This is a genomic window from Streptomyces sp. NBC_01224 (assembly GCF_036002945.1).
Taxonomy (GTDB): domain Bacteria; phylum Actinomycetota; class Actinomycetes; order Streptomycetales; family Streptomycetaceae; genus Streptomyces.
Genome location: NZ_CP108529.1, coordinates 9,004,329 through 9,027,463 on the forward strand (window position 1 = coordinate 9,004,329; position 23,135 = coordinate 9,027,463).

The window sequence follows — 23,135 nt, forward strand, 5'->3', positions numbered from 1 at the left end:
GTTCAAGATGCCTGTCTTACGAGAAGGGGCTGCGCGGCCCTCCTCCTGTTGGCATGGTGGTCCCCGTGTCTCGTCGAAATGCAGCCCAAGATCACGCAGTCATCACCAACGCCATGACGCTTGCGTTCGGCCATCAGTTGGCCGCCACCTGGTTGGAGCTGCACCCGGAGGCAAGTGCTGCCCAATTGGTTGAGTTTCTGGAGCAGCAGTGGCTCAGGGCTCGGGCGGTTGCTGCCGAGGTGTACGTGGCGAGGGAGGGGACGAGCAAGGAGGAGGCGATGGCCCTCCTTGAACGGGAGAGCCGGAGTTGCCGGGATCTGATGCAGAGCGAGCTGTCCACCGGCGAGCTCAGCCTGCCCAGTCCCTGAGCAGCCCGACCTGGGGACGCACCGTCGGGGTGGTACCGGCTCTCCACGTCGACGGCAGAGTTGTGGCGTGCGTACTGCGACGGCATCGCAGCCTTGGTGTCGTGCCCGGCCGAGGTCCTCGACGGCTTGGACGAGCTGCGTGCGGGCGGCTGGCGAGTAGGGGTGGCGGCCAACGCGCGGTGGACATCCAGCGTGCCAAGCTGCGGGCCACCGGTATCTCCGAGCGCGTGGATGGAGTATTCGTCTCCGAGGAGGCCGACGCGCGCAAACCGCAGGCCCGGCACTTCGCTCTTGTAGCGGCCAGCTGCGGCACCGTGCTGGGCGATGGCGGCTGGATGGTCGGTGCGGCAACCCGGTCAACGACATCGGCGGGTGGACGCTCAGCGGGGCTGCACACCATCTGGATCAGCAACGGCGGCTCCTGGCCATCGGACGATCCTGGGCCGGACCACGTGGTACCGCATGCACCGCGCCGCTGTCGACCTGTTGCTTCTGCACTCCGCCGACCCCGTGAGGACCACGACATGACGGACACCATCGGGCTGCTGCACCCCGGCAGCATGGGATCCTCCTTCGGCGCCCAGCTGCGCGCCCGCGGCCACATCGTGCTGTGGTGCCCCGACGGACGCAGCGATACATCCCGCAGCCGGGCCGAGCGCGTGGGCCTCGAACCCGAGGCACTGCCTGAGCTCGTCTCGCGATCCGACGTGCTGCTCTCCCTGTGTCCTCCTGCCGCCGCGGGGAAGAATGCCGCCCGGGTAGCCGAGCTCGTCATGGCCGGCGCGGGCACGATCTACATCGAAGCGAACGCCGTCTCGCCATCGCGCTGCAGCGCATTGCCGACCGCCTGGGCCCGATGCCGGTCATCGATTCCGGACTGGCAACGTCCTGGTGATCGTCTCCGGTGCACCGGGGCTCGTGGACGCCAACCTGGAGAAGGCGCTCGATAAGGCTCAGGCAGCCTTCTGATCACCCTGCCCCTTCGGCTCCCTAAAATCGCGCCCCAGCCAGCTGAGGGCATCCCACGCTTTGAGACGCCATCCGCTTTCCGAACGTGATCGGTTGGTTCGAGGCGGGTGGGCATGAACTCCGGTCGGTGGAGGGAGAGATGGGCGTGATTCGTCTGCTCGTCTCGTTCGTGGAGGTGGCTGGTGCCGTCGGTGCTCGGTTTGTTGGAGGCCCGGGAGAAGAGGGTCCGGGAAGAGATCGCGCAGTTGCGAGAGGAGGCCGAGCGGGCGCAGGCCGCGCTCGGCGACGCAGAACGCGCGCTTCAGCGGCTGGTGGATGCTCGTGTAACGGTGGCCGAGGTGCTGGCCGGGCCGCATTCCGCGGTCGCGGAGCCGACGCAGAGCGCGGTGGCGCGGTCACTGGTGCCGCAGCGGGCCGAGGGCATGGCGGTGTCGGTCCTCACGGCGGACTACCAGCGGATTTTGTCGTTGCTGGAGTCGGAAGCGGGCCGGGAGGGCATGCGCTGCCAGCAGCTGGCCGTAGCCCTGGGGATGGAGGCGGTCCCGGCGAAGGTCGAGGGGCTGCGGTCGAAGGCGAAACGTTGCCGCGTCGGAGGGTGTCCAGTTGGAGCGCCCGCAGGCCGCGAGGGACGAGCGGGCGAGGACGAACGAGCTGGACACCGACGTGCGGCGACCGATGATGGTCTGCCGGGGACGTCATGAACGTGCTTTTGGTGACAGCGGGTTGGTGTTCCCCTGGGGCGTGGTCGATGCGTGTCGTCACAGATCCGGGAGCGTTGCACGCGTGTGCCCGATCAGTGCTCGGGCTGCCGGGCTGATGGGCCCTTGTGATCTCCAGGCCAGCGTCAGGCGTACCTGCGGAGCTCGCATGAGGGGAACCACTCGCAGCTGGGGGGAGCGCAGGGCGAAAGTGGTTTCGGGCAGTACGGCGATGCCCAAGCCGTGGGCGGCAAACCGGGCCACCATGTGCGGGTCCCCGGCCTCGAAGGCGATACGCGGGCGGAATCCGGCCTTCTGGCACGCCTGCTCGAGGCACGCCCGCACACCGGTTTCCTTCGGCAGGCAAACCAGGGGCCGCTCACGTAGCAGCTCCAAGGGGACGGGTTGTGGCCCGGCGAGCACATCGGACACGGGGATTCCGAGGGCCAGTGCCTCATGGGCGATGACCTGGGTGGCGGTGCCTGTGAGCAGCGGGGCCTCGCCGATGATGGCCAAGTCCAGGTGTCCGGCGCGGAGGGCCTGAGCCAGCTGGCCAGACGGTCCTTCCGACAGGAACAGGGTCACCCCCGGGTATTGATGATGGAAGTCGGCGAACACCGCAGGCAGGTCGATGGGGGCGATGGAGGCGACCGTGCCCACGCGCACCTGTCCGCGCACCAGCCCGGCGAGTTCATCGACGGCGGCGCGGGCGCAGTCCACGGCGGCCAGGGCGGCGCGCGCGTGAGGCAGCAGAGCGGCGCCGGCCGCGGTGGTCCGCACCATGTGTCCTTGGCGGTCGAGCAGTTCCTCGCCCAGCTCTCGTTCCAGGTGCCGGATCTGGGCGCTGACGTTGGGCTGGGTGACGCCCAGCCGGATGGCGGCATGGGTGAAGCTCTCCTCCTCCACCACTGCCACCAAGTACCGCAATTGGCGAAGCTCCATAAGTGAAAACTATAAAGCACATGATCGGTAGTTCTTTTACACATGCGGCTCGCGGGAGGCAGGCTGACCTGGAACCCAAGCCGAACCCCTCTGAAAGGACGGCACATTGGCCTTCCACGACCATCCCGAGTCCAGTGACGACCCGGTTGACCACTTCGTCGTCGCCCTGATCCCCGATACGACCCCCAGTTCCCCAACAGGCTGGACGGCGAGGAGGGACGGCTTGCATGAGCTCGCGCACCGCTGCGGCTGACCGCGAGCGCGTGCCCACCCCGCGGGTGGCAGCGGGTGCGGGGGCGCTCACAGGCATCGTGCTCATCGGGGCCAACCTGCGGGCCGCGCTGACCGGCGTCGGCTCCCTGCTGCCCGGCATCGAGCACTCGACGGGGCTGTCGGGGGCCTGGGGCGGGCTGCTGGGCGCGTTGCCGCTGCTGACCTTCGCGGCCACCTCGCCGCTGGTCGGCCGGATCTCCCACCGCTACGGAACGCCTCGAGTCCTGGGCGGCTCTCTGCTGCTGCTGATAGTCGGGCTGCTGGTTCGCTCGCTGCCTGGGGCGGTGTTCCTGTTCGGCGGCACGGTTATCGTCTCCGCCGCCATCGCCGGCGGCAATGTCCTGTTGCCCGCAGTGGTCAAGGGTGCCGTTCCCCCCGCGCGCGTCGGCCAGGTGACCGGCCTGTACGTCACGGCGATGGGCCTGGTCGCCGCGGTGTCGTCGGGGGTGTCGGTGCCACTGGCCGAAGCCCTGCCCGGAGGCTGGCACACCGCGCTGGGCTGTTGGGCCCTTCTTGCCGCGGCGGCCCTGCTCGTGTGGCTGCCGCAGCAAGGACGGCTGAACACGATGTCCTCCAGCGCGCGAGCACGGGCCCGTAGTCCGTGGCGATCCTGGCTGGCCTGGCAGGTCAGCGTGTTCATGGGACTACAGTCCCTGTGCTTCTACTCCACCATCGCCTGGCTGCCCAGCATCGTGCACGACCACGGGACCGGCGAAAGCGCCGCAGGCTGGCTGCTGTTCGTCTTCCAGCTCGCGGGGCTGCTCTCCAGCAGCGCACTTCCCGTCCTCACCCGCCGATGGACCAACCAACGCAGTCTCGCAGCGGCGGCATCGACACTGTGTGCTCTCGGCTTCGCACTGCTGGCGGCCGACCCCGGCCTGGTCCTCGTCGCCGGCGTGTTGCTCGGCCTGGGCGGCGGCGCCTGCCTGGTCCTTGCTTTGACCTTCCAAGGCCAACGGGCGGCCGACGAGCCCCAGGCCGCAGCCCTGGCCGCCATGGCCCAGTCGATCGGCTACCTGGTGGCCGCCGCCGGTCCGCTGCTGCTCGGCGTCCTCCACGATCTGACCGGCACCTGGACGACCCCGCTCCTGGTCCTGGTGGCCCTGGCTCTCCTCCAGGCGGCCGTCGGCACCGGTGCCGGCCGAGACCTGACCATCCTCCCCACAGGAAAGGAACAACCCTCATGACCACGTTCTTCAGCTATCTCGACACCCCGACGGCCTCGCCCCTGTCCATCGCCGAGTTGATGCCCGGAACCCACAACCTCATGGAGTACGCGGCGGTCAAGCCGGGCGAGCAGGTACTCGTCCTGACGGAGCACGGCGTCGATCCCGTGGTAATCCAGGCCATCGAGGCCGCGGCTGCCTACCGCCTGGCCGACGTGCACATCCTGTCCGTGCCGGCCTTCAGCGCGGGTGGCCACGACCGGCAGCCGACCTCGCCGCTCCTGCCCGCCGCCCATGCCGCGGCCGACGTGGTGATCTCACTGACCTGGTGGGGAGAGGTGCACACGGCCGGACTGTTCTTCGATGAGATCGCCCGGCACAAGGCCAGGTTCGTTTCACTGCACCAGACCGCGACCGCCGCAGCCCTGGCCACCGGCGCCCGCTTCCCCCTCGACCTCTACTTCGCGATCGAGGCCAAAGCCACCGCCAAGCTCGCCGCAGCGTCCGAAATCCGCGTGACCACCGCTCTCGGCACCGACCTGACCTTCCGTGACTTCACGACCTCGGGACACCACGCCCCGCTCACCTCCGGCATGTGGCGCCCTTTTCCCTACGGCGGCGTCAACTTCTACCCCGATCGCACTGATGGGATCGCCGTCATCGAGGAATCCACAGCCACCGGCGTCCCCGCCCAGCGAACCACCGTCGAGCTGACCGCCAACCAGGTAACTGACATTCAAGGGGCGGCCGAGCTCAAGCAATACTCTCCCAACGGTTACTACATGCGGCACGCACTGATCGGCCTCAACCCCAAGGTGCGTCTGGCAGGCGGCACTCAGTTCGAACGCGAGAAGCACGCAGGCGCGTTCTACTTCGGCCTCGACGGTCTCACACCCGGCAGCACGGCCGATCGTCGTGGTCCCGGCCACGCACACTGCGACTGCCAGTTCGAGGCACCCACCATCGTCGTCGACGGCGAACTGCTCGTTGACGAGGGCCGTCTGCTCCTGCTCGACGCCCCCAACATCCGCGAACTCGCTGAAAGGCATGGCCCGGCCGACACACTCCTCGACCCCAACCCCCGCCTTGTCCTTCCGTCGCGCTACAGCCGCTGAATCCCAAGGATGAGGGTCGGCCCCAAGCCGGCCATCATCAGCCGGATCTTGCCCAGGTCGTGCACCGCACGCGGCTTACGTCAGTGCTGGAGAGCAGCTGACAGCGCCGTATCCAGGCCGCTTCTGCGGACCGTCTCCACCAGCAGAACCGAGCCGGCTTGTGAGACGACCCCGCGACCGTTGCCCTCGACACAGACACGCGGGTACGACCCGGTAGTGTTCACCTGAGAAGTGCTTCTTTCCACGCAGCTGACTGGACCCTAGACATGTCCAATCGTTGCAGGTCAGGAGCACTTTTCTCCTTTCTGATCACCCATCGGACAACAGTCGCCGTGAAGGCCCGAGGCTAGAGCTCGTTACACGATCTTGTAATCCTCGCTTACTGCGGCGTGCACGACAGCGGCTGTGGCTCTCCGCGCCGCATCGCTGACGTCGGGGGCCGCGACAGGGCGGGGTGTGGGCTGTTGTTCATCGAGGTTCTGTCCGACAAGTGGGATGTCGGCGAGCGCAACCCGGGACGATCGGATGGTGCGAGTTTGCCGGGAGGGGGTGAGGGCCGCGAGGCCTTGTGGGCTGTCAGGCCGTCCGGCGTGATCGCGAGCATGATGTCCAACCGAAAGGCCCATGCCGCGTAGACGGCCTGGCGCGCTTCGCGCCGAAAATCCGGTCCCGCCCGTCTGGAGCCCTTGGACCTATCGAATTCCCGGGTTGTCCGAGCGCACCTGCGCCGAGATCCAGCGCACGGAGGGTGAGCACGGTGACTCCTGGGCCGGGCTGTGGGACGGCTTGTGGGATGGGGCGGTGGAAGCCGCGCTCAGGCACTACCGGGCGTTCCTGCGACAGCCCGGCCGCTACCTGGACCTGTGCTTCCCAGCCTCTCCCCATCCGGAGTCCTCGCTTGTCGACGTGGCGAACGCCCGGGACATTCCGCAAGAAGCGTTGCGTTCGCTTCCACAGCCGTCCCGCGCTGAACTTGGGCGGGTGGTGGCGTGTCTGGACGCAGAGCTTCGCCGCCGGACCCTGCCCGACCCACACGCCTACCGGCGCCTGCGGTGGCATGGCGAATGGTGGCATCGACGACGACGGTGAATTCCGGTGGTGAGGGGCTGCAACCCGTCCTAAATTTCTCACACCGTCGGTACTTCTCACCGCGATGTCTCCGATCGACTCAGGGCGGGCATTGCCGGCTGGTCGGCTGGCCTGGAAGAAACTCTGCCCGTTCCCTTGCCGTGAGGTTCCGGCCGACTGCCTCACAAATCTTCTTGATCGCCTGCGTTTGGTCAGGCAGGTCTACGTCCCACAGCCGCACCGTGCCGTCCCTGCTCGCGGTGGCGAGGGTGCGGCCGTCCGGACTGAACGCCACCGACTCCACGTAGCGCCTGTGGCCGGTGAGGGCGGTGCGGATTTGGCCGATGGTCAAGTCCCACAGGCGTACGGTGCCGTCATGGCTGCCAGTGGCCAGGGTGCGACCGTCCGGGCTGAATGCCAGGGGCACGCCCCAGGCGTTGTAGCCGGCGAGCGTCGCGAGGGTGGTGCGGATACGGCCGGTGCCCACATCCCACAGGCGCACCGTGCCGCCGTTGCTACCCGTGGCGAGGGTGTGGCCGTCCGGACTGAACGCCACCGACACGCCAAGGCTTGTGCGGCCGGTAAGGATGGTGCGGGGGTGGCCGGTAGCTACATCCCACAGCTTGACCGTGCCGCTGGTGTCGCCAGTGGCGAGGCTGCTGCCGTCTGGGCTAAACGCTACCGAGGCTATGACGGTGTCGGCGGTGAAGGTGGTGCGGGTACGGCCGGTGGTCACATCCCACAGTTTCACCGTGCTGTAGGAGTCGTCCCCACCGGCCAGGGTGCGACTGTCCGGGCTGAATACCACTGGCACAGTTGAGCCGCTGAGGGCGGTGAGGGTGGTGCGGGTGCGGCCGGTGGCCACGTCCCAAAGCTGCACCTTTCCGTCGACGCGCATGTCCGCCAGGGTGCGGCCGTCCGGGCTGAACGCCACTGACGACACCCACTCGCGGTGGCCGGTGAGCGTGGTGCGGGTACGGTCGGTGGCTACGTCCCACAGCAGCACGTTCTTGTCGGCACCGCCGGTGGCCAGGGTGCGGCCGTCCGGGCTGAACGCCACCGTCCCGGCAGCTAGGCCGGTGAGGGTGGTGCGGCTGGTGGCCACATCCCACAAAGCTATGGTGCGGCCGCTGCGGGTGGCGAGGGTGCGGCCGTCCGGGCTGAACGCCACCGGCTGCGCACTCTGGTCGGTGAGAGTAACGAGGGATAGGCCGGTGGCCACGTCCCATAGCTGCAGCTTTTCGTTGGAGCCGCCAGTGGCCAGGGTACGACCGTCCGGGCTGAACGCTACCTCGATGCTATCGCCGATCAATCCGGTGAGGGTGGTGCGGGTACGGCCGGTGGCCACGTCCCACAACCGCACCGTGCGGAAGTCGCCAATGGCGAGGGTGCGGCCGTCTGGGCTGAACGCCACCGATTCTATGAAAGCCGCCTTGGTGCCGGTGCCGGTGCCGGTGCCGGTGATGGTGGTGCGGGTGCGGCCGGTGGCCACGTCCCACAACCGCACCTTCCCGTCCGTGCCCCCGGTGGCGAGGGTGCGGCTATCCGGGCTGAACGCCACCGACAGCACATTATCGGCATGGCCGACGAGGGGGGTACGGGAATGGCCGGTGCCCGCGTCCCACAGCTCTACGGTGCCGTCGTCGCCACGAGTGGCGATGGTACGGCCGTCCGGGCTAAACGCCATCGACGACACGAAGGCGTCAGAGACGTCGGTGTGATGGGTGAGGAACACTCGGGTGGTTGCGCCGGTGGCCGCATCCCGCAGCTCTACGGTGCCGTCAGCTCTGCCGGTGGCAAGGATGCGGCCGTCCGGACTGAACGCCACCGAGTACACGCCACCGTGTGGGTCGGTCTCGCTGGTGAAGGCGCGGCGGGCTCGGCCGGTGGCCACGTCCCACCGCTCTACGGTGCCGTCGGCGCTGCCGGTGGCCACGGTGTGGCCGTCCGGACTGAGTGCCAGACCGTTAACGTCGGTAATCTGTGCGGTGATACGGCGTTTGAGGGGGATGGCGGCGGCTGCGTAGAGGCTTTGGCTGGCTTCCCCTGTGTGGCTGGTGCGGTAGGCCTCGATAGCGAGCAGGGAAGCCAGGTCTGGATCAGCTCTGATGAGGGCGCTGGACTGGGCGGCGAACTGTCGGGACAGAGCCCGTTGTTGTGCCTCGACGGCGGTCTGGCGTTGCCAGAAGGCCAGCCCGGCGGCGATGAGGACGACGATGAGCGAGCCGACCAGGATGGTGTTGAGGCGTCTAGTGCGGCGGAGGGCTGCTTGCTGGTTGCGCCGACTGGCGTCGACGAACTCCGCGATATCGCTGGGCAGTCCGCGTTTCCGGGACCAGTCCACTCCTTCGGCGAGGTCGGTGCCATGCAGTAGGTCGTCAGGGTTGGGGTGTTGATTCCAACGGGTGCGTTGTCCCTCGGCGCGGTGGACCCAGGTGTGGAACTTGCGATCCAGGGCCACCCACTCACGTAGATCGCCCCAGTCCCTGATGAGGATGTCGTGGATGAGTTCGGCGACTCGACCGGCGGGGGGCGGCCCGGGGTCGCGCGCGTGAGTGGTGATGATCCGGTGGCCAGCGAGCGCAGCCAGTACTGCATCAGCAGTGTCGCCAGCGGCTGAATCCGCCTGGTGGGTTGTATCGGTGGCGAGGTCGCGCAGCGTGTCGAGGGGGACCTGTTGACGGGTAGCAGGGATTTGGCGAGCGGGGTCGGCCGGACGTACCAGGGCAGTGAGGATGCGGCGGGCGGTGTCCCGATGGCTTGAGGGCAGTTCATTGACGGCGGCGTTGCACCAACTGGTGAGGGCTCCGGTTATCTGACCGACGCGTTCGTAGGCGGCGTGAGTAAGAAGACCATCAGGACAGCGTTCAGGCTCACACAGTTGCTGCAGGGTCAGTTGCAGAGGCGTGAGCAGGGTGGCGGGCGCTGTTCCGGTGGCGGCCCGCGGATCGGCAGCCAGAACGTCGCGGATGATGCGCTCGGTCAGTCGTCCTTCGAGCCGTAGGCCGACGGCTCGGGCGGGTTCGGTGATGATGGCGTGCAGGTCTTGTCTGCTCAACGTGGCGGGTACGTTGAGCAGGCCGGGAGCGGCGGCCTCCAGCAGGTCTGGGGCTTGCGCGGCGAGGTGCGGATAGAAGTCATCCCGCATGATCAGGATGACCGTGGCTGCCACGGGGGCCTTGACTAGTGACGTCAACTGGTCGAGCACCGTCTTCGGGGTGTGGCTGGTCGATTCCGTTTCGTCCTGCTGTCGTGTCTGCGTGGGCTGAGAGCTGGCGAAGCGGGCGAGGAGCTCTTCGAATTGGTCGATGACGAGCAGGAGACGCTCGCAGGTCGGGTCGGCGGCCAAGCGGTTCTGCACCGCGGCGACGAGGCCGTTGGTCGTGGCGTCTGCCAGGCCCTGTCGTTCCAGCTCGGCCGCTAGGTCCTCTCCGGGGCGGGGAACCAGGATGGTTTGCCACCGATCGCTGCCCGGCAGCTCTGCGAGCTCAGGGAGTTCAGGCAGAAAGCCGGCCTGGATCAGTGAGGACTTGCCCGAGCCTGACGGGCCCAGGAGCAGCAGGATGCGGCGCTGCCCGGCCAGCGCAGCCACTACGGCGTTCTTGGCGGTGTCGCGGCCGTGGAACCAGGCCGCATGTTCGGCAGTGAGCGGCTCTAGGCCGAGGTACGGGCACACCTGGCGCACGGCCAGGTCAGGCCACGCCCGACGCAGGATCTGCGTGGGAGTCGCGTAGGCGATGTCCTGCCCCCGCAAGTGCCCGTCGGGTGTGGTGATGGCGTTGACCATGCCGATCACCAGGCCAGTGACGTCGTCGACGACCGGCCCACCGCTGAATCCTCGGGTCAGATCGTTGGCCGCGGTCAGCTGCAACAACAGTCCTTCACCGTCGTCATCAGCCGCTTCAGCATCGCCGAGCTCGCCGTCACCGCCTGTGGACAAGAGGTCGGCGGACACTGCGTAGCCGAAGTGTCCGGCGGGTGGCGCCTGGTTGGGAAACCCGAAGCAGCGCACCCGGTGCCCCTGACATCCGGCAGAGGACCCCACTTCCAAGGCATGCACCGCTGACGGGGTGTCCTGCAGTCGGATCACCGCGACATCATTGCCCTCTGGGGCCCGCCACGGCTCGGCCAGCACCTCTCCTTCGGCCTGCGGAGCCCCCGCCGCCTGGGGAAACCTGAGCCGCAGGACGTCGCCGGGCCCGTACCCGGCATCCCGCACCACATGCGCGCAGGTGAACACCACGCCTTCAGCCGTCAGGAAAGCTGCTCCGGCCACCGCACCTGCTACCGACAGCACCTGTGCGACCGCTGCCTGCATTTTGGCGCTGGGCTCATGGCTGGGACGTGAAGCAGCTATATCCGCGGACACCCCGCGAGTCCTCCTCGTTCCGCAGGGTCAGCGGGCCTCGTTGTTGGACTCGCGCTGCCAGGCCACAGTCACCTTCAGGTGACAACTCGCCTCACTTCGGGCAATCACCGCGCCCGCCTGAGTCGCGAGGTCCACCCCGAACTCGATCTCCACCGAATCCGGCCCCGCCTCCCTCAACTGCTGCACCGCCGTCCGAGCCATCTCCGTGACCGGGCGCAGGGCTGCCTGCACACTCAGTGGAAGCTCACGAATCGCATCGCCGACTCGACCGGCTGGCACCGGCCCTGTCCCCTCGGATACGTCCGGGGCTTCGACCAAGATCGAGCTGCCATCCTCCAACGCAAGACGCCCAAGACTCCGCACTAGGCCAACCCTCTCCCCGTTGAATCCCAATTGCCGCAAGGCTATCTGATCGCGCATCAGACATTTTGCGGTTCGGGTAAACCTGCGCGGATCTTCGTGTGACACATAGCCACACCACCCAAGTCGGTGAACTGCAGGTGACGCCCGGTCAGGGCGAAGGAGGGCTCGGGGTCGGCAGGACCGCGACGTTCTCGCCGGAGTGCCGCAGCCGTTCGAGGAAACGGGCGTGCCGTGCCTCCAGTTCGGCGTTGCGCAAGGTCAGGGCCTGGATCTGGTTGGCGTAGATGGCCAGGGTGTCCTTCAGCTCGCGGAACTCGGCAGCCTGCTCGCTGCGAAGCTCGCGCTCGTTCTTCTTCAGCCGGAATACCTCCGCCCGCAACTCCCTCCGGCTCCGGCCGACGGGTCTGCGGCGCTTCAAGGATGGGCCCTGACCCCGGATCTTGAGCACCGGAGAGACTTGGATCTTGATGGTCCAGGAGAACGGAGTCCCTGTGGGGATGAAGCACTACCCCGCCGAGTTCAAGGCGGACGCGGTCGCGTTGTACCGGTCCCGTCCAGGAGCGACGATCAAGTCGGTCGCCACCGACCTCGGAGTGAACACCGAGACGCTGCGGAACTGGATCCGGGCCGCTGACGGACGCCGGTCCGGCGCTCACTCCACACCTGCGGCGGCGCCGCGGCCTGACGGTGACGGGGTTCAGGCGGAGCTGGCCGCCGCGAGGAAGAGGATCCGCGAGCTGGAGGAGGAGCGCGACATCCTCCGCAAGGCGGCCCGGTATTTCGCGGGAGAGACGCGCTGGTGAACCGCTGCCAGTTCGTTGAGGATCACCAGCGCCGGTTCGACGTCAAGCGGCTCTGCGACATCTTGGGCATCGCCCGCTCGAGTTTCTATTACTGGCGCCGCACCGCCCCGGACCGCGCGGCCCGGCAGGCCGCCGATGACCGGCTCGCGGCCCGGATACGCAAGGTCCACCGCAACTCCGACGGCACCTACGGAGCCCCGAAAGTCACCGCCGAGCTCCGCGACGAGGGCGGTCAGACGGTCAATCACAAGCGTGTCGCCCGGATCATGCGGGCCATCGGCCTTGAGGGTGTGCGCCTGCGGCGTCGGCACCGCACCACCGTCCCGGACCCGGCCGCGGCGAAGGCGCCGGACCTGATCGGCCGGGACTTCACCGCCGAGGCCCCGAACACGAAGTACGTCGGCGACATCACCTACCTGAGCGTCGGCAGCGGGAGGTTCTGCTACCTCGCGACCGTCATCGATCTCTGTTCACGAGGTCTGGCCGGGTGGGCGATCGCCGACCACATGCGCACAGAGCTCGTCACCGGCGCCCTGGCGGCGGCCGAGCGGACGCGCGGCAGCCTCGCCGGAGCAGTGATGCACACCGATCACGGGGCCCAGTACACGAGCCGGGCCTTCGCCGACGCCTGCCGCCTCGCCGGCGTCCGCCAGAGCATGAGCGCAGTGGGCAGCAGCGCGGACAACGTCGCCGCGGAATCGTTCAACGCGACCTTCAAAAGGGAGACGTTGAAGGGGCGAAAGGGCTGGTCGAGCGAGCGTGATGCCCGCCTCGACGCCTTCCGACGGCTGTCCCGCTACAACACCCGACGCCAGCATTCCCGGCTCGGCCAGCGATCCCCGATCGCTTACGAGAACACCTTCCACTCAACATCAACTACCCTGACCCGAGCCGCATAGACGTGTTCAAGACCCGGGGTCAAGGCCCGATTGAAGCTTCCCCGTGATCTTGGACACGTCCGTGTTACGCCGCGAGGGTCTGGTCTTGTTGGTAGCGCAGGCGTGTCTCGTGGGGCGTGAGGTAGCCCCAGTTGATGTGTTTGCGTAGTCTGCGGCGGTTGTAAAAGGTCTCGATGAACGTGAAGATCTCGGCTCGGGCGGTGGCCCGGTCGGGCCAGAAGCGGGTGCCGATCTCCTCCTTGAGGACAGCCCAGGAGCACTCGGCCGCGGCATTGTCGTAGCAGATCCCGGTCCGGCCCATGCTCTGTCGACCGTTCAACTCTCTTATGTTTGCCCGTAGTTGAGTCGACGTGTATTCTGATCCGCGATCCGAATGGATCACGCAGTGGGGCTGCAGGCGACCGAGGTTCGCGGCCATGTCGAGTGCATCGACGACGAGTTCGGCCCGGTGGTGGTCGGCCATCGAGTAGCCGATGATCTCGCGGGTGGCGAGGTCGAGCCACGCGGCGAGGTAGAGCCAGCCCTCGGCGGTAGGGATGTAGGTGATATCTCCGACGATTTTCGTGCCGGGGCGGCCGGCATGAAAATCGCGGCCGACCAGGTCGGGGGCCGGGGCGGCCTTCGTGTCCTGTTTGGTCAGGCTGTGCCGTCCGGTGCGCCGGGTGTGGCCGGCGATCCCGTGCTTGCGCATGACCCGTTCGACGCGTTTGCGGTTGACCTGTCGGCCCTGGCGACGCAGTTCGGCCGTGACGCGGGGCACGCCGTAAGTGCCCCGCGAAGCGATGTGGACCACGGTGATCTCGTGGGCCAACTCCTCATCTGCCCGGCGTCTGGCCTCGCGGGTTTCGGCCCCGGCGGCCCAGGCGTAGTACGTGGAGCGGGCGGTCTTCATCACACGGCACAGCAGAACGATGGTGTAGTGCGCCTTCTCCGCGTGGATGAACCGGCATACCGCGCTCACCGATTGCTCTCCTTCGCGAAGAAAGCTGTCGCTTTTTTTAGGATCTCAATTGTTTTCGCCTGTTCCGCGGTGAGCTTCCGGAGCCGCTTCAACTCCTCGTCCCGGCCGTCCGCGTCCCGCTCGGCCACTGGTGCGGCCTCGGCGGCCCGGGCCTTCTTCACCCATCCACGCAGACTCTCCGAGCTGATCCCGAGTTCGCGAGCGACGTCGGTCACCGTCCGCCCGGACGACCGCACGAGCTCGAGCGCATCGCGCTTGTACTCATCGGAGTACCGCTTCGAGTAGTTGCTTCCCACCTGGCTCTACTTCCTCTGGAACCTCAGGTCCCAGTCTCCAGGTGTCCGTGATCAAGGGGAAGCTTCACCGGTGTGCGGGCCTCGGAGCTGTGCCAGGTCCGGCTGGGCGAGTTGTTCTGGGACCAGGGGCAGTGGGGGCGGTTCCTGGTGAAGGGCAAGGGCAAGGGCAAGGGCGAGGAGATCCGGGGTCTGTTCCCCGACAACCCGTCCGACCCGCACGCGCCGCTGTTCCCGTCCGAGCGGCTGGCGACGACGCTTGTCGATGTGCCGGTGGCGCCGGCGATCCACCTGGACACCTTCCGGCGGGCGCTGAGGGAGGCGTCGCTGGGAGTGTCCGACGGAGCCCCGAAGGGACCAGGATTCGGGGGCCGACACGTGTTGAGAGCGCTCCCAGAACCTGCGGCACCGACGCGGGGCTCACGGAGCTGTGGGAGCTGCTGGACGGTGCCCGGGGGCCAATCCTCAGTTGTATTCGAACCAGGTCAGAATGGCCTTGACGCGTCGATTGTCCTCGTCGGGAGGCATGCCGAGCTTCACGAAAACGTTCGCCACATGCTTACTCACGGCAGCGCCGGAAAGAAACAGCTCCGTCGCGATTTCTGCGTTGGAGCGCCCTTCGGCCATGTGGGCGAGCACTTCCCTTTCACGAGCGGTGAGCCGGGCAAGCGGCCCCTGTGGCGAGTCCGCGCGGGTGACGTGGCGAACAACCTCGGGGTCGATCACGACGCCACCTGCGGAGACCGTCTCGACAGCTCGCAGGAAGTCGGCGACTCTGCCCACTTTCTCCTTGAGAAGGTACCCGACGGCTCCGTCGGCACCCGGGCCGTTCAGAAGCTCCCTCACATAGGGGCCCGTGACGTAGGCGGAGAGAACCAACACCGGCAGGTCCCGGTGACGGGAGCGCAGATCGATCGCGGCACGCAGTCCGTCGTCGGTGTTTCTGGGGGGCATGCGGACATCCGTGATCACCATGTTCGGGGCGGCTCCGGCACGCACCAGCTCGTCGACCGCGGCAACCAGTTCGTCGGCGTCCTCGCATTCGCGGATGACATCATGAGCGTGGGAGGTCAAGATTTCCCGGATGCCGGCCCTTATCAGCACGCTGTCATCTGCCAGAACAATTCTCATGCCCCCCTCCCCGGGGGAACGTCCTGCTTCAATTTATCACCATGGGGGTTCGCTGGGAGCGGACGCCACAACCAGCGTCCCGCCACCCGGTGGGCTGAGAATTTCGAGATTCCCGCCGACACTTCGCATTCGCTCGCGCAGTCCGGCGAGCCCGGAGCCCGCGTAGATTCTCGCACCGCCGACACCATCGTCATGCACACGCACGTGTACGTCGGTCGTGGCGCATCGTAGGTCGATCCGAGCGCTTCCCACACCTGCGTGTTTCGAGATGTTCGTCAGGGCTTCGGACACCGTGAAGTATACGGCGTTCGCAGTCGGTGACGAAAGCTGGGCGTCATCGCCGGTGCTGGTCAATTCGACCCGCAAAGGCGATCGCGCGGCCAGCTCTCGGACGGCGGCGATGAGACCTAGGTCGCTCAGTTCACGGGGATGGATGTTGCGCACCGTGTCCCTCAGCCGTTCGAGTGCGCGCTCCGCGTGAGCCTGGGCCTGCCGTGCCAGCCGCACGATTCGTTCCTGGTCGGCGGCTGCGGCTGCGGCTGTGGCCGTGGCTTCCAGCATCCCGAGACGCATGACGACGGCGACGAGTTCCTGTTGGGCGCCGTCGTGCAGATCGCGTTCGATGCGCTGTCGCTCGAATTCGAAGGCCGCGGTCAGCGAAGCCCGACTGGTCCGGAGCTCCTCCAGTTTCGCGAGCAGATCCGGGTCCCGGCTTCTGGAGAAGGCGCGCAGGAGAAGGTCGCGAAGAAATGATGTGCCGGTCAGTACGGTAGTGGTGACCGCGCCGAGAACGATGCCTGCGGGCATCGCCAGGAGGGTTTCCCCAACGGATTCAGGGGTGAATGGACCGACCTGCGCGGCGATGCCGAAGAGCCAGAAGACGGGGGAGAACACCAACGCGGCAGCGCCGATGAATCCGAAGAAGGCCACCAGCAGTGACAGTGCGGACAGGAGCACGGCGGTCACGAAAACCGGGAGGTCGGTGCGCCACATCGACCGTGAACGCAGCCGGGGTGCCACCCACTGGGCCCAGCTGTGGTCAGAGGGTTTCAGGGGCATCGTCTCGACGCCGCACCACCGGGCTCTCGAACGGTCCGTCTCCGCCACCACCGGGGCCGAGACCGGCGCAACGAGAATGGAAAGCAGCAGAATCGGAAAAGCCATTGCCGCGATGCATTCCGTCAGCACCCTCCGGGCAATACGAATCTGCGCCATGCCCGCCATTGTCACATACTGTGGATCGCGCAAAAGGTAGACCTAGGTCTACCTTTAAGCAGTGCAGGCACCCGTGTGGCTCCCGCCGTGCCCTGCTTAGCTCGATGCATGCCTATCTCAGCTGCTGCTTCCGTGCCGTGCATCCGTTTGCGCGGCCTTCATATGGACTTCCCCGTTCCGGGCCGTCGACGCGAGACGGCGCGCGTCCTGCACGATATCGACCTGGACATTCCCGAAGGCCGGCTGACCGCCATCGTCGGCCCCTCCGGGTCGGGCAAGTCGACGCTTCTGCTCTGCATTGCTGGTCTGGAGCAAGCGACCGCGGGTTCCATCGAGGTCCTGGGAACGAATGTCCTGTCGCTCCCCCCTCGCAAGCAGGCCGCATTCCGCAGTGAGAACGTCGGATTCATCTTCCAGGAGTACAACCTCGTCAGCTCGCTGACGGTCGAGGACAACATCGCCCTGCCGGCGCGACTCGCCGGCCATCAGGTGCCCAGGTCGAGGGTCGGCGACGCCATGTCGAGGCTCGGTATCGCCCAGCACGCGCGGCGGCGCCCCGACCGGCTCTCCGGAGGTGAACGCCAGCGCGTCGCGGTGGCCCGGGTCGTCGCGAATCAGCCGCGGATCGTCTTCGCCGACGAGCCGACCGGCGCGCTCGACCTCAAGTCGGGTCACGTCGTGCTCGGTTGGCTGCAGGCACTTCCCGCGCAGGGAACCACGGTCCTCATGGTCACACACGACCCTCATGCGGCCGCACGTGCTGACCAGGTCGTGGTGCTGGGGTCCGGGCAAGTGCACGCCGTCATTCCTGGTGGCGACTCCCACGCGGTGAGCGATGCCGTCCTCGCGGCGCAGTCGGAGGACGAAGCGGGTGAGCAGGCGTCGTGATGCGACTTGTCCTGTCGGACATTCGGATGCAGGCGTCCATGTGGTTGTGGACGTTCCTGTGCGCAGTGGTCGGTGCGGCATGCTCAGCGGGCTCGGTCATCGCCATGTTCACCGCCGTCTCGACAGCGCGGGCGGCGGGTGATGCGCGGATGGTCTCCGCGTCGATCGCGCTCGGCGGCAACATCGTCTTCTTCACCGTGCTTGCCGCCGTGGGCATCGTCGCATCCACCGTCGGTCTGACCTTGACGACCCAGCGACGCGATCATGCTCTGTGGGCGATCCTCGGGATCCCGCGCAATCGCATCAGATTCATTCTGCGCACGGAACTGGTCGTGCTCGGCGCTGCAGCCGGCGCGCTGGCAGTACCGCTGGCCCCTCTCGTCGCGAGCACCGCCCTCGCACAGTGGACGACCACGGGACTCGACCTGCACGGAGCCACGGCCGGATTCCAGCTCTGGCACGTCGGGGCGAGCGTGCTGTCCGGGGTGGTTCCGTGTCTGCTCGGCGGCTGGGGAGTGACGCGCCGCGCCGCCAAGACACCGGAGATGCGCGCGTTCCGAGACCTCTCCGATCCACCGGCGCGGCCCGGCGTCACGCGCAGCGTTCTCGCCCTCTGCCTCCTCGCTGGTGTGGTCGGGATGTGGATTCCCGGGCTGGGACTCGAACTCGAGGGCGGGATCGAACAGCGGACGGCCTTCGCTTTCGCCGGCGACCTCTTTCTCATCTGCCTGTTGCTGCTGATGGGGCCGTGGGTGCTCACACCTCTGATGAGGTTCTGGACCGCACTCGTGCCCTCGCGTGGTGTCGCCTGGCACCTTGCCGTGCAATCGTGCCGCACCCGCGCGGCGAGAAGCGTCGCCACGGTGCTGCCCTTCGCCCTCTCCCTGTCGTTCGTCGGACTCTTCATGGTCATGGGGAACGTCATGCCCGGAAGCACCGCCGGGCTGGACGATGTCCTGGTCGTACTGGGCTGGGTCTTCGTCGTGTCCTGGGTCGGCGGCCTTGCTGTGATCGCTCTGGTCGGGCGGGAACGCACACGTGATTCCGCCATCGTGACGGTCGCCGGTGCGCGACCAGGCGTGGTCACCCGATCAACGATCTATGAGGGAGTGATCTACGCGGGGACGGCGATCGTCTTCGGCGCGATCGCCATCGCGGTGACGAGTGCCACTATCGCCGTGGGCGCCGAGATCAGCGTCGTCCGGGTTCTGGACGGCCTCCCCTGGGCGACTCTCGGCGTGCTCGCCGGCGTGACGCTCGTGACCACCTGCCTCGCTCTGGCCCTCCAAGCCGCCCGTGTGTCGCGCACGGTCGCAGCCCGGGCTCTGCGCTCGTGAAGCAGGGCGACGTCCGTACCGCCGCGACAGCAGAATCCCCCGGCCGGTATTCAGGTTGCCTGCTGACTCCACGGAACGAACTCGCCACCGACGCGATCGCATCCTTCGAACCAACCACCACCACCATGAACGGCATGCGTCACCTGCATGTCCAGAATTATGAAGGAATGAATCAATGGGAATGAGGCCTCACACTGTGCTCGCCCTCGGGGGCGTCGCGATCCTCGCTGTCGCAGCAACGGGATGCAGCCCGGACGGTACCCCGGCGGACACAGTCGTGGAATCGAAAATGTTTGATTTCAGTGGGGACAGCCTGACCGTGAAGTCCGACTCCGCCGACCTGGAACTCGTAGCCGCCGATGTCAAGGGCGTTCGGGTGACGCGGCAGGTCAGCGGTACGAAAGTAGGCGGCGAAATAGAATCCGGATGGAAGCTCGAAGGGGGCGTTCTCACGCTCTCGCTGGACTGCACGGGTCTCTCCGTCAACTGCGGTGCGAAGTACACCGTGAAGGTACCGCGCGACGTCGCGATCACTGCCGAGAACGACAAGGGTCTTGTTGAAGCCACGGGCTTCACCGCAGATTTCTCGGCCAAAGCCGGCGACATGCGGTTGTCGGACCTCAGCGGGCCCCATCTGGATCTGGAAGGCCGCGACGGAACCATCGAGGGCGACAGGATCTCCGCAAGGTCGGTCACCGTCGCCTCACGGAACGGCGACAACGAGCTGAACTTCGTCTCCGCACCTGACCTCGTCGATGTGCGAAGCCAGGACGGCGACGTTCGGCTCGGCCTGCCGGAGGCGACGTACGCAGTCGACACGGCCGCCAAGAAGGGCGACATCACAGCGGATGTCATGAAAGACGACACAAGTGACCATGCCGTGAGGATTCACACCCGTAACGGAGACATCGTCATCGGCAAGAGGGAGGCGCCTTGATGGCTGTACCGTAAATGATCCCTGGAGCGGTGTCAGTGGGGCGTGCGACGTTCCAGGACATGATCGTTTCGCTGGATGCCCTGCTGCCCACCGCAGCCGGGCCACCTACGGAAGTACGGTCGACGTGCGGGACTGCGCCGAAATTCGAACACCTGATTGAATAAGTGGATGGCATCCTTCCGCTTCCCCGACGGCCTGATCGGTCTCAGGCGTCGGCAGATCCGCATCTACAACTAGCTCGCCCTGCACCCCGCCGTCGGGGCGGCCGAGCTGCGACGGAAGCTGATCCGGCTGCCCTGCCTGATCAGCTCGCACCCGTACTGGGCGGAGCGCGGCTGGAGCATGGCGGGCCGGATCGAACTGGTGGCTCGACCAGCGTGAGGAGCACCTCTCGAACGGCTGGGTTCAGATCGACCACGCGTTTGCGGCCACCTCCGAGCCAGCAGATGCGCCCGAGCGGGGCTTCTCCAGAGTCGGGCTCCCTCATTCCGACAGACACAGTGGCTTCACGGACACCGGCGGCCACTCTGGTCCCGCCGTGGCCGAGGGACCGGGCTTCCGCTCCTTTCAAAAAGCGACGTTGTCGCTTGTCCAGGTGCGGCAGAATCTCCATGAACTTGGCTGCCAGCACGACTTGTTTCCCTTCCAACCTGCTCATGCCAGACCAGCGAATCAGCGAGGGGAAAGCCACGAGTTAGAGATCTGCACGCCCTTAGTTGGATATGAGGTACGGGGGTTTTCCCTACCATGCTCTCTCCTGCTGCCCGCATTGTTCGGGCGATTCCCTTCGGCCAGACTGGACGAGTCCGATGGTTGTCCGGTTCAGCTGGGTGAGCGCCGCCACTGGCAGTGCAGGGAGTCGCGCGCCCGCGGTTTCCACTGATTCCCGAATATTCCTTGGCTATCCCATCAAGGCAGAAAAGGAATTTATCGGTGGCGCGGATTGACATTACGTTCCTGAAATTGTGCTCCATGCGGTGGCGCCGGGCGTATCTCGATCGCCTAAAGCGCGACCGCCGGCATTCATGGCATCCCCCTCGTTTAACGCTAGAAATTAAAAGGTATCCTCGCAATGTTTATAAAAGTCCCTGATCTCATGCGAAATCGCATCCGAAGGGAGCCCAGGGCCGCAGTCCACCGGAGGGCGGGAACCACACGGCGGGAGGCTGCTGGATACGGATCACGCCGGCTGCGTACCCGCGCAGCCGCAGTAGCTGTGGCATCGGCCCTTGCGGCCGTCACGATGTCGGCGTGCTCCAATGACTCAAAGGATCACTCGAATTCCGCGTCCCCGAACGCTCCAGGTGTGAGCGCCGAGCTGCAAAAGCTCATGGACACCTCACCGTGGGCAACAGGCGACTGGGGCGTGCAGGTCGCCGACCTGAAGACAGGAAAAGTCCTCCAGTCGAAGAACGCCGAATCCAAGTTCATGACTGGATCGACAGCCAAGACCTTCGCGGTAGGCGCAGCCCTCGACGACCTCGGCAGCGACCACCGTTTCCGTACGCCAATCGTGCACAGCGGTTCGATATCGGAGGCCGGACGACTCACGGGCAACCTGATCATGGTGGGAAGCGGCGATCTGACTCTCGGCGGACGGACGACTGCAGCAGGACAACTGGACGTCCCCGACTTCGACCACTACGACGCAAACGCCGTGCCGGGAATGGCAACCATCACCCGGGAAGACCCGCTGGCAGGCATCAATGACCTGGCTCGTCAGGTCGCGGCAAGCGGCATCCGTCAAGTGGACGGCAACGTGATCATCGACAATCGGCTCTGGGACCCGGTGTCGATCGGTGGGACGCCTGTTACGCCAACGGTGGTCAACGACAACCTCATTGACTTGCTCATCACGCCCGGCACGCCCGGCAACCCGGCGAAGGTCGACTGGCGGCCCAAGACGGCAGCCTTCACCGTCGACGCGAACGTCACAACCACGCCCGCCGGCACGAAGCCGACGGTGAAGACCGAAAGCAACGCCCCCGGGCACATCCGGGTTCGAGGCTCGGTGCCCGCTGACGCCACCGCACCATTCGTGGCGACATTCCAAGTACCCGACCCCGCAGCATTTGCCCGCACCGTACTCATCGAGGCTCTTGAGCGGAATGGTGTCACCGTCAGCGCCCCGACGCTCGGATCCAACCCCGGCTCCGACCTTCCGTCATCGGAGGAGGTGAAGGCCTTGCCTGTCTCGGCGACGTACACGTCACCGCCCTTCAGGGAATACGCCAAGTTGATCAATAAGGTCAGCCACAATCTCGGCGCCAACCTCTTGCCACCGCTGATGGCAGTCCATCACGGCAAGCACACCTATTCCGACGGAATGCAGATCGAGCGGAACTTTCTCGCCGACGCAGGTATTGACCCGAATTCGTTCACTCTCGTCGATGCCCAAGGCTTGACCGGGGACAAGGCCACACCAGCCGCACAGACAGAGTTGCTGCGGCATCTTTCCCGCAGTCGCGACTTCAGCACCTTCTACGACTCTATGCCGAGCCTGGGCGTCGATGGATCACTCGCGGATGTCATCGCGCACACCGACCCTGCCGCAGGACACATTCGCGCGAAAACCGGCACCCTGGTCGGCGCTTTCAAGGGCAAGCTGGCTCTCACCACCAAGGCGCTTGCAGGATACGTTGACGCGAAGAATGGTCACCGTCTCGTCTTCGCAATCTACGTGAACAACGTCCCGGTCCCCAGTAACAGCGTCAGCGACGCGATCGACCTGGCACTAAAGGCCAACAAGCAATTGGGATCAATGGCCGCCAGCATCTACCAGAACCCCGAAGGGAGCAACTAATACTCCGGCTGTAGATCGTGATCACGATGGCTTACGGCTGGGTTTCCTGGGCTCGTGCGGGGGCTGTCCCGAAGCGGTCTGAGCAGACACCATGCACGGGTGAGCATCATCAAGTACTTCATCGCCCCTGACGACACCTCGGCGGCAAGCACCGTGGATAGCGGGCCGGACGAAGTCTTCGGCTCATTGAGCTGCGGTAACTTCGATGCCCCCGAGGCGGTGATCGAGTGGGAGAGCCTGCTCACCGGGCAGAGCTTCGAGGCGCTCGTCGCATCCGACGAGCCGCATACGATTGCTGATCCGGGAGAAGAAGGCGGCCCGCTTTTGTTCGTCATCTCGGCTGCGCTTCAAGGAGCGCTCGCCGGTGCTTCGGCGGATCGCCTTGCCGGGGTCGGCGAGCTGTGGATCCAGGAACGGGCCGCCGAGGGCGAGGCGTTCGACCCGGAGATGGTGGGGGATCTCCTGAGTGATCTGGCGGACCTGGCCCGCTCCGCCGAGGTGCGGGGGCACGGCCTGTACTGCTGGATGGCCTAGCAT

The 23,135-nt window shown here is 66.4% G+C and carries 20 protein-coding genes and 1 pseudogene; 12 read left to right on the forward strand and 9 right to left on the reverse strand.

What is annotated here, in order from left to right; translation table 11 throughout:
• The first annotated feature begins 113 nt into the window (after positions 1–113).
• The 3 genes from OG609_RS40790 to OG609_RS40800 all read left to right on the forward strand — a co-directional run bounded on the left by OG609_RS40790 (position 114) and on the right by OG609_RS40800 (position 2,038).
• Positions 114–368, forward strand: coding sequence for a hypothetical protein (locus tag OG609_RS40790; protein WP_327277405.1), 255 nt, complete (start codon positions 114–116; stop codon positions 366–368).
• Positions 369–892: 524 nt separating this feature from the next.
• Positions 893–1,318, forward strand: coding sequence for a hypothetical protein (locus tag OG609_RS40795; RefSeq protein WP_327277406.1), 426 nt, complete (start codon positions 893–895; stop codon positions 1,316–1,318).
• Between the two features lie 201 nt (positions 1,319–1,519).
• The gene (locus OG609_RS40800; protein ID WP_327277407.1) at positions 1,520–2,038 is read left to right on the forward strand and encodes a hypothetical protein; all 519 of its coding nucleotides are present in this window, start codon (positions 1,520–1,522) and stop codon (positions 2,036–2,038) included.
• A 57-nt stretch (positions 2,039–2,095) separates the two neighbouring features.
• On the opposite strand, the gene OG609_RS40805 is transcribed toward OG609_RS40800, so the two are convergent.
• Entirely contained in the window at positions 2,096–2,977 is an 882-nt protein-coding gene (locus OG609_RS40805) for a LysR substrate-binding domain-containing protein (RefSeq protein ID WP_327277408.1), read from the reverse strand.
• Between the two features lie 227 nt (positions 2,978–3,204).
• Between OG609_RS40805 and OG609_RS40810 the strand changes: the two genes are divergently transcribed.
• Both OG609_RS40810 and OG609_RS40815 read left to right on the forward strand, forming a co-directional pair.
• Positions 3,205–4,437: an MFS transporter gene (locus OG609_RS40810; RefSeq protein WP_327277409.1), complete on the forward strand. Its 1,233-nt coding sequence runs from the start codon at positions 3,205–3,207 to the stop codon at positions 4,435–4,437.
• Entirely contained in the window at positions 4,434–5,531 is a 1,098-nt protein-coding gene (locus OG609_RS40815; protein WP_327277410.1) for a hypothetical protein, read from the forward strand. The genes OG609_RS40810 and OG609_RS40815 overlap by 4 nt, the downstream gene beginning before the upstream one ends.
• Before the next feature lie 1,168 nt (positions 5,532–6,699).
• Here the strand turns inward: OG609_RS40815 and OG609_RS40820 are convergent.
• The 3 genes from OG609_RS40820 to OG609_RS40830 form a co-directional block, all read right to left on the reverse strand.
• Positions 6,700–10,917 (reverse strand): nSTAND1 domain-containing NTPase, encoded by a 4,218-nt coding sequence (locus OG609_RS40820; RefSeq protein ID WP_327277411.1) that lies wholly within the window; start codon positions 10,915–10,917, stop codon positions 6,700–6,702.
• A 78-nt stretch (positions 10,918–10,995) separates the two neighbouring features.
• Positions 10,996–11,286, reverse strand: a complete 291-nt coding sequence (locus OG609_RS40825; RefSeq protein WP_327277412.1) for a CU044_2847 family protein — start codon at positions 11,284–11,286, stop codon at positions 10,996–10,998.
• Between the two features lie 193 nt (positions 11,287–11,479).
• Entirely contained in the window at positions 11,480–11,710 is a 231-nt protein-coding gene (locus OG609_RS40830) for a hypothetical protein (RefSeq protein WP_327277413.1), read from the reverse strand.
• A 112-nt stretch (positions 11,711–11,822) separates the two neighbouring features.
• Between OG609_RS40830 and OG609_RS40835 the strand changes: the two genes are divergently transcribed.
• A protein-coding gene (locus tag OG609_RS40835) for an IS3 family transposase (RefSeq protein ID WP_327277414.1) occupies positions 11,823–13,033 on the forward strand; the annotation gives its coding sequence in 2 pieces (ribosomal slippage) (positions 11,823–12,114 and positions 12,114–13,033; 1,212 coding nt in all).
• Positions 13,034–13,097: 64 nt separating this feature from the next.
• Here the strand turns inward: OG609_RS40835 and OG609_RS40840 are convergent.
• The 4 genes from OG609_RS40840 to OG609_RS40855 all read right to left on the reverse strand — a co-directional run bounded on the left by OG609_RS40840 (position 13,098) and on the right by OG609_RS40855 (position 16,633).
• Positions 13,098–13,994 (reverse strand): IS3 family transposase, encoded by an 897-nt coding sequence (locus OG609_RS40840; RefSeq protein ID WP_327277415.1) that lies wholly within the window; start codon positions 13,992–13,994, stop codon positions 13,098–13,100.
• Positions 13,991–14,290, reverse strand: coding sequence for a transposase (locus tag OG609_RS40845; protein ID WP_327277416.1), 300 nt, complete (start codon positions 14,288–14,290; stop codon positions 13,991–13,993). Before OG609_RS40845 ends, OG609_RS40840 begins: the two co-directional genes overlap by 4 nt.
• A gap of 462 nt (positions 14,291–14,752) precedes the next feature.
• Positions 14,753–15,418 carry a response regulator transcription factor gene (locus OG609_RS40850; RefSeq protein WP_327277417.1) on the reverse strand — a complete coding sequence of 222 codons (666 nt, stop codon included), beginning with the start codon at positions 15,416–15,418 and terminating at the stop codon, positions 14,753–14,755.
• Between the two features lie 36 nt (positions 15,419–15,454).
• Complete coding sequence (locus OG609_RS40855; RefSeq protein WP_327277418.1) at positions 15,455–16,633, reverse strand: sensor histidine kinase; 1,179 nt, start codon at positions 16,631–16,633, stop codon at positions 15,455–15,457.
• 162 nt (positions 16,634–16,795) lie between these two features.
• Here OG609_RS40855 and OG609_RS40860 point away from each other — a divergent pair, with 162 nt between their 5' ends.
• The 4 genes from OG609_RS40860 to OG609_RS40875 all read left to right on the forward strand — a co-directional run bounded on the left by OG609_RS40860 (position 16,796) and on the right by OG609_RS40875 (position 19,795).
• On the forward strand, positions 16,796–17,521 hold the full coding sequence (locus tag OG609_RS40860; RefSeq protein ID WP_327277419.1) for an ABC transporter ATP-binding protein: 726 nt from the start codon (positions 16,796–16,798) through the stop codon (positions 17,519–17,521).
• Positions 17,521–18,858: an ABC transporter permease gene (locus OG609_RS40865; RefSeq protein WP_327278356.1), complete on the forward strand. Its 1,338-nt coding sequence runs from the start codon at positions 17,521–17,523 to the stop codon at positions 18,856–18,858. Before OG609_RS40860 ends, OG609_RS40865 begins: the two co-directional genes overlap by 1 nt.
• On the forward strand, positions 18,855–19,043 hold the full coding sequence (locus OG609_RS40870; RefSeq protein ID WP_327277420.1) for a hypothetical protein: 189 nt from the start codon (positions 18,855–18,857) through the stop codon (positions 19,041–19,043). Before OG609_RS40865 ends, OG609_RS40870 begins: the two co-directional genes overlap by 4 nt.
• 104 nt (positions 19,044–19,147) lie before the next feature.
• Complete coding sequence (locus OG609_RS40875; protein ID WP_327277421.1) at positions 19,148–19,795, forward strand: DUF4097 family beta strand repeat-containing protein; 648 nt, start codon at positions 19,148–19,150, stop codon at positions 19,793–19,795.
• 346 nt (positions 19,796–20,141) lie between these two features.
• Here OG609_RS40875 and OG609_RS40880 read toward each other — a convergent pair.
• A pseudogene (locus tag OG609_RS40880) lies at positions 20,142–20,453 on the reverse strand (ISAzo13 family transposase); the annotation flags it as partial.
• 648 nt (positions 20,454–21,101) lie between these two features.
• Between OG609_RS40880 and dacB the strand changes: the two are divergent.
• Both dacB and OG609_RS40890 read left to right on the forward strand, forming a co-directional pair.
• Positions 21,102–22,598 carry a D-alanyl-D-alanine carboxypeptidase/D-alanyl-D-alanine endopeptidase gene (gene dacB, locus OG609_RS40885; protein ID WP_327277422.1) on the forward strand — a complete coding sequence of 499 codons (1,497 nt, stop codon included), beginning with the start codon at positions 21,102–21,104 and terminating at the stop codon, positions 22,596–22,598.
• A 99-nt stretch (positions 22,599–22,697) separates the two neighbouring features.
• Positions 22,698–23,132 carry a hypothetical protein gene (locus tag OG609_RS40890; protein WP_327277423.1) on the forward strand — a complete coding sequence of 145 codons (435 nt, stop codon included), beginning with the start codon at positions 22,698–22,700 and terminating at the stop codon, positions 23,130–23,132.
• The last annotated feature ends 3 nt before the right edge of the window (positions 23,133–23,135 follow it).

Excerpts from the sequence above, each read along its gene's own strand:
- OG609_RS40790 (WP_327277405.1), top strand. The coding sequence starts at position 114 with ATGACGCTTGCGTTCGGCCATCAGTTGGCCGCCACCTGGTTGGAGCTG.
- OG609_RS40795 (WP_327277406.1), top strand. The coding sequence starts at position 893 with ATGACGGACACCATCGGGCTGCTGCACCCCGGCAGCATGGGATCCTCC.
- OG609_RS40805 (WP_327277408.1), bottom strand. The coding sequence starts at position 2,977 with ATGGAGCTTCGCCAATTGCGGTACTTGGTGGCAGTGGTGGAGGAGGAG.
- OG609_RS40810 (WP_327277409.1), top strand. The coding sequence starts at position 3,205 with ATGAGCTCGCGCACCGCTGCGGCTGACCGCGAGCGCGTGCCCACCCCG.
- OG609_RS40815 (WP_327277410.1), top strand. The coding sequence starts at position 4,434 with ATGACCACGTTCTTCAGCTATCTCGACACCCCGACGGCCTCGCCCCTG.
- OG609_RS40820 (WP_327277411.1), bottom strand. The coding sequence starts at position 10,917 with ATGCAGGCAGCGGTCGCACAGGTGCTGTCGGTAGCAGGTGCGGTGGCC.
- OG609_RS40850 (WP_327277417.1), bottom strand. The coding sequence starts at position 15,418 with ATGAGAATTGTTCTGGCAGATGACAGCGTGCTGATAAGGGCCGGCATC.
- OG609_RS40855 (WP_327277418.1), bottom strand. The coding sequence starts at position 16,633 with ATGGCGCAGATTCGTATTGCCCGGAGGGTGCTGACGGAATGCATCGCG.
- OG609_RS40860 (WP_327277419.1), top strand. The coding sequence starts at position 16,796 with ATGGACTTCCCCGTTCCGGGCCGTCGACGCGAGACGGCGCGCGTCCTG.
- OG609_RS40865 (WP_327278356.1), top strand. The coding sequence starts at position 17,521 with ATGCGACTTGTCCTGTCGGACATTCGGATGCAGGCGTCCATGTGGTTG.
- OG609_RS40875 (WP_327277421.1), top strand. The coding sequence starts at position 19,148 with ATGTTTGATTTCAGTGGGGACAGCCTGACCGTGAAGTCCGACTCCGCC.